This is a genomic window from Streptomyces bobili (genome assembly GCF_002154575.1).
GTDB classification, from domain to species: Bacteria; Actinomycetota; Actinomycetes; order Streptomycetales; family Streptomycetaceae; genus Streptomyces; species Streptomyces bobili.
The window spans coordinates 1-5,449 of sequence record NZ_MUBA01000260.1 but is presented as its reverse complement, the minus strand read 5'-3'; the positions used below and the strand labels follow the sequence as shown (position 1 = coordinate 5,449).

The 5,449-nt window shown below is 71.4% G+C and carries 4 protein-coding genes; all 4 read right to left on the bottom strand.

Features of this window, described 5'->3' with window-relative positions; translation table 11 throughout:
- Positions 1–444: 444 nt before the first annotated feature.
- The gene (locus tag BZL64_RS21335; protein WP_086770804.1) at positions 445–831 is read right to left on the bottom strand and encodes a nuclear transport factor 2 family protein; all 387 of its coding nucleotides are present in this window, start codon (positions 829–831) and stop codon (positions 445–447) included.
- A gap of 50 nt (positions 832–881) precedes the next feature.
- The gene (locus BZL64_RS21330) at positions 882–3,017 is read right to left on the bottom strand and encodes a putative bifunctional diguanylate cyclase/phosphodiesterase (protein ID WP_086770803.1); all 2,136 of its coding nucleotides are present in this window, start codon (positions 3,015–3,017) and stop codon (positions 882–884) included.
- Positions 3,014–3,826: an SAM-dependent methyltransferase gene (locus BZL64_RS21325; protein ID WP_086770802.1), complete on the bottom strand. Its 813-nt coding sequence runs from the start codon at positions 3,824–3,826 to the stop codon at positions 3,014–3,016. The genes BZL64_RS21330 and BZL64_RS21325 overlap by 4 nt, the downstream gene beginning before the upstream one ends.
- A gap of 265 nt (positions 3,827–4,091) precedes the next feature.
- Positions 4,092–5,063 (bottom strand): SCO0930 family lipoprotein, encoded by a 972-nt coding sequence (locus tag BZL64_RS21320; RefSeq protein ID WP_086770801.1) that lies wholly within the window; start codon positions 5,061–5,063, stop codon positions 4,092–4,094.
- Positions 5,064–5,449: the final 386 nt, after the last annotated feature.

The window sequence follows — 5,449 nt, the reverse complement described above, 5'->3', positions numbered from 1 at the left end:
CCCCTGGGTGGGGTGACGGGCTCGGCGATTCCTTGGTCAGGGGCTCCCGGTGGTGCCCTGGAAGGTGCGGCACCGTCGTGGCTGGGCGCGCAGTTCCCCGCGCCCCTAGGTGGGGTGACGGGCCCGGCGATTCCCTGGCCAGGGGCTCCCGGTGGTGCCCTGGAAGGTGCGGCACCGTCGTGGCTGGGCGCGCAGTTCCCCGCGCCCCTGGGTGGGGTGACGGGCTCGGCGATTCCTTGGTCAGGGGCTCCCGGTGGTGCCCTGGAAGGTGCGGCACCGTCGTGGCTGGGCGCGCAGTTCCCCGCGCCCCTAGGTGGGGTGACGGGCCCGGCGATTCCCTGGCCAGGGGCTCCCGGTGGTGCCCTGGAAGGTGCGGCACCGTCGTGGCTGGGCGCGCAGTTCCCCGCGCCCCTGGGTGGGCTGAGGGGCCCGGCGATTCCTTGGTCAGGGGTGGTCCGGGGGGAGCGGGGTGGCCTGGTGGTAGTACATGCGCCAGGCCGTTTCCGGGGTCTGTCTGCGCCACAGGGAGGTTCGGTGGGCTCGGTGGCCGGCGAAGGTGGTGGTGTACGTGAGGTGGACCAGGCCCGGGGCCAGGAGTACGCCCCTGATCGCCGACGGCTCGTAGCGGGGGCCCGTCGGGGAGCTGCCGGGGTGGTCGGGGAGTTCGGCCACCGTCTCCGCGTACGTGTAGCGGCGGCCGGAGGCGCCCACCTCGGTGAACTCGGGGTCGAGCAGACGGACGGTCTCGGTGCGGGAGGCGCGCACGGCGGGGTCCATGAGGCTCAGTTCGCCCGCGATCGCCGCGGCGACGGCGTCTGATTCCTGGGTCACGCGCACATGATCGCGCGTGACCCGGCCCCTCCCGCAACCGAGCTGTGCCGTCACCCCGTGGCGTCCACCAGGGCCAGCTCGTGCAGGCGGTCCGGCGGACCGGGGCGGGCGTAGTACCAGCCCTGGGCCGTGTCGCAGCCCAGTATGCGCAGTTGTTCGGCCTGGGCGCCGGTCTCCACGCCCTCGACGGTGACCGCGAGGTCCAGGCTGTGGGCGAGCGAGACGATCCCCTCGACGATCTTGAGATCGACAGGATCGGCCGGGAACTGCTGCATGCTCTGGGTGAAGGAGCGGTCCAGCTTGAGGACGCTCACCGGCAGCCGGCGCAGGTTGGCGAGGTTGGAGTATCCGGTTCCGAAATCGTCCAGGGCGATGTCGACGCCCATCTCGGCCAGCCGCCGCAGCGGCTTGAGGAGGTCGTCGTCGGCGCCGATCAGGGCCGACTCGGTGACCTCCAGGCAGAGCGCCTCGGGCGAGACGCCGGCGCGTTCCAGGATGTCGACGGTGTCCTGCACCAGCCCGGGGTGGGTGAGCTGGCACGGCGAGAGGTTGACGTTGATGCGCAGCGGGCCCGGCTCGCCGCACCGCTCACGCCAGTGGCCGACCTGGCGCACCGACTGCTCCAGGACCCAGCGGCCCAGCGGCACGATCAGCCCGGTGTGCTCGGCGAGCGGGATGAACCGGTCGGGGCCGAGCACGCCGTGCTGGGGGTGCAGCCAGCGCACCAGGGCCTCGGCGCCGCGCACGCTGCCGTCGCCGAGGTGGACGAGCGGCTGGTACTCGATGAAGAACTCGCCTCGCTCCAGCGCGGCCGGCAGGGCCGTCGTCAGACCGTGGCGGGTGATGGCACGGGCGTCGGCCTCGGGGTCGGCCAGCTCGAAGCGGTTGCCGCCCGCCGACTTGGCCCGGTACATGGTGATGTCGGCGCTGCGCAGCACCTCGGCGGGGCTGTGCTCGCCCGCCGGGCCCTCCACGATGCCGATGCTGCCGCGCACGGTCAGTTCACGGCCCTCGATGCGCACGGGCGCGACCAGGGCGTTCATGATCCGGGCGGCGAGGTCGTCGACCTCGCGGTGGGTGTCGGGGCCGGTGGTCAGCGCCACGAACTCGTCACCGCCGAGCCGGGCGACCATCTCGCCGGGCGCCGTCGCGCAGGACTGCAGGCGGTCGGCGACCTCGACGAGCAGCCGGTCGCCGGCCGCGTGCCCGAGGCTGTCGTTGATGGTCTTGAAGCCGTCCAGGTCCAGGTAGCACAGGCCGAAGCGCTGGCCCTCCCCGGCGGCCAGGACCTTCTCCAGGCGCTCGAAGAACAGGGTGCGGTTGGGCAGGCCGGTGAGCGCGTCGTGGGTGGCCTCGTAGCGCAGCCGGAGGTTGAGCAGCCGGCGCTCGGTGGTGTCCTCCATGAGCGCCAGCTGGTACTGCGGCTGCCCGTCGGGGTCCCGCAGCAGCGAGACCGTCAGATTGGTCCACAGGACCGTTCCGTCAGGGCGGTAGAACGCCTTCTCGACGTGGTAGTGCTCGCGTTCGCCGCGCACCAGCTCGTCGTAGAGCCGCCAGACCTGGGGCGCGTCGTCGGCGTGCGTCCACTCGCTGACGTTGCGCCCGCGCACCGCCTGCTCGCCGCCGCCGAACATGCGCACCAACGCCCCGTTGACCTCGAGGATGTTGCCCTGAAGGTCGGCGATGCCGATTCCTATCGCGGCGCCCTCGAAGACCGCGCGGAAGCGGGCCTCGCTGGCATGCAGTGCCTGCGCCACCACGCCCTGGGCCCGCAACGCGGCCTGGGCGATGGCCTCCTGCTCGGCCAGCGTGCGCTCGCGCAGTTTCTGCGCGAACCCGGCGGCCATGGCGTGCTGGAGCCGGGAGCAGCGGGTGCGCAGGTCCTCCTGGGGGCCGTCCTCACCGCAGTAGAGCACCAGATAGGCGTCGACGCAGTCCAGACTCCGGGCGAGGGCGTCCGGGTCGGTGCAGTGGGCGCCGACGAGGGCCGCCCCGACCGCCTTGGGGGTCTCCGCCTCGAAACTCCTGGCGCGCAGCGCCTCGCTCAACCGTCTGGCCAGCGGCAGGAGTTGTTCCTCCAGCTCCGGCCGGGTCAGCGACGTGGAGGTGACCGGGAACACCGCCCGGCTCCAGATCGTCGCGAACCGCCGCAGTCTGTCCTCCGGCCCGTCCGGCTCGGCGGTCACGAAGCGCGCCCCACGCCCGCGAAACCGGAGAAGGCGTACGGATCCTCGTCCTCCGGTGCCGTCTCCGGCCGCCAGTGCGGCATCGGCACCAGTCCCGGTTCCACCATGTCGTACCCCTCGAAGAACCGCGCGATCTCGTCACGCGAGCGCATGACCAGCGGGTTGCGAATGTCCTTGTACACGTCCACCGCGCCCTCGGCCCGCCCGGGAGGCAGCGGGATCCCCTCGTACGAGGCGTGCGTGAGGACGAGCAGGCTACCGGGCGCGAGCGCGGCGGTCAGCTCGGCCACGGCGGAGTACGGGTCGTCCCTGTCTTCCACGAAGTGCAGTATGGCAACGAGGAGCAGCGCCACGGGCCGCTCCAGGTCTATCAGTTGCTCCACCTGCCTGCTGGCGAGGATGTCGCGCGGCTTGAGCAGGTCGGCGGCGACGACGTCGGCGTCCGCCTCACCCTCCAGCACCACCTGGCTGTGCGCGACGGCGACCGGGTCGTGGTCGACGTAGACGACACGAGCGCCGGGACGGGCCTCGCGGGCCACCTCGTGGACGTTGCCGAAGGTCGGGATGCCGGAACCGATGTCCAGGAACTGGGTGATGCCCTCGTGGGCCGCGTAGCGCACCGCGCGGCGCATGAACGCCCGGTTCGCCTGCATGATCTTGGGGAGTCCCGGCATGAACTCCATGGCCTTGCGGGCCGCTTCCCGGTCGACCTCGAAGTTGTGCGAACCGCCCAGGTAGTAGTCGTAGATCCGCGAGACACTGGGCACGGAGATGTCGATGCTCCGTGGGGCCCAGGCGGGACGTTCCATCTGTCTCTCCAAGGCGTAGGCGATCCGGTGTTCGAGCAGAGGCTACTGATCGCCCGCCAACAGAGCGAGCGGAAACGGAAATTGACCGTCCGTTCCCGGTCACTGCCTGCGGCACGTGCCGAAATGACATACCGGAAAGTGCCCAAGAAAAGTACCGGATGCGACACAGCACAGGGGTCCGCCCCCTCCGTGCGGCGCGGAGGGGGCGGACCGGGGGTCGGACGAGCCGTCGCAGAAGCGGGGATCAGCCCTGGGGAGGTGATCTCTACTGCTTGGGCGCGCCGACCAGCTTGCCGTCGGGGGCCACGGCGTACCAGGTGCCGCCGACGCCCTGACCGTTGATGTCCCCGGGGGCCTTGTCACCGGAGAAGGTGTAGATCGGCGAGCAGTTGACGGTCATCTGCTTGACGCCGTCGGGCCGGGTGAAGCTCATCAGGCCCTTCTTCTGGACGCCCTCGGTGTCGTTGGTGGCGACGGGGGCGACGGCCGGCCACTTCTCCACGCAGGCGCCGAGGCACGCGGTGACCGGCTTCGGCCACGCCTCGTCCTTGACGAAGCGGTAGACCGTCATGCCGTTCTTGTCGACGACGATGTCGCCGAGGTTGGGGTCCTTGCGCACGGACAGGCCGGGCGCGGCGGAGGCCGACTTGGCCTTCTTGCCGTCGGGGGCCAGCGCGAACCACTTGCCGCCGACGCCCTGGCCGTTCGTGTCACCGGCGTTGGTGTCCTTGGCGTAGCGGTACACCGGCCAGCCGTCGACGGTCAGCTGCTTGGTGCCGTCGGTGCGGGTGACCTCGCCGAGCAGCGACTTGTCGATGCCGTCGCCGGCGGTGGCGTCGTCGGCCGGCACGGGCGGCCAGGTCGTCGCACAGTCGCCGTCACAGTTGGACTTGGGCGGTTGCGCGGTGTCCGCGTCGAAGCGGTACAGCGTCATACCGGCGGCGTCGATCACCACCTTGCCCAGCTCGTCGTTGGCCGAGACGGCCAGCTGGCCCGCCGTGCCGGCCTGGGCGGCTCCGCCCGCGCCGACGGCCCCCGGAGCACTGGCGCTGGGGCTGGTGCCCGCGCCGACACCTCCGTAGCCGCTGCCCACGCCGGCGACGGTGCCGGCCGGGGCCGTGACACCCACGTTCTGGCTGGACGCAGCGGTACCGCCTTCCTGACCGCACGCCGTCGTCAGCGCCAGAACAGACACAGCGCTCGCCACGAGTGAGGCGCTCCGCCAGGAGGTCTTCATCTTCAACTCCCCGATCATCCCAAGGGTGTTGCAGCGCCCTGCTGCGCCGCCGCACAGCCATGGATACGCACGCCGGGGGTCGTTGTGTTCAAACCCGGCACAGAATTCTTTTCGCCGCCTGTGCCACCACCCCTTCGGGCCACCCGTCCGAGCCCCTCGCACACGAGTACGCGCGGCCGGACGTACGAGCGCACGCCGGACAACCCCGGGGAAGCGGGCTTCCCCCATTCGGGGCAATGACCCCCGCACGCGGGCGTGTGCCCGCGCGCAAGGCCCCATGATCTCGTCGTGCATGGATCCGAATCGACCCGATCCGCTCTCGTGACCAGGGCGTTGGCCCTGGTGACCGTGGCCTGGATCCTCATGGCCGTCCCGGCCGGGACGGC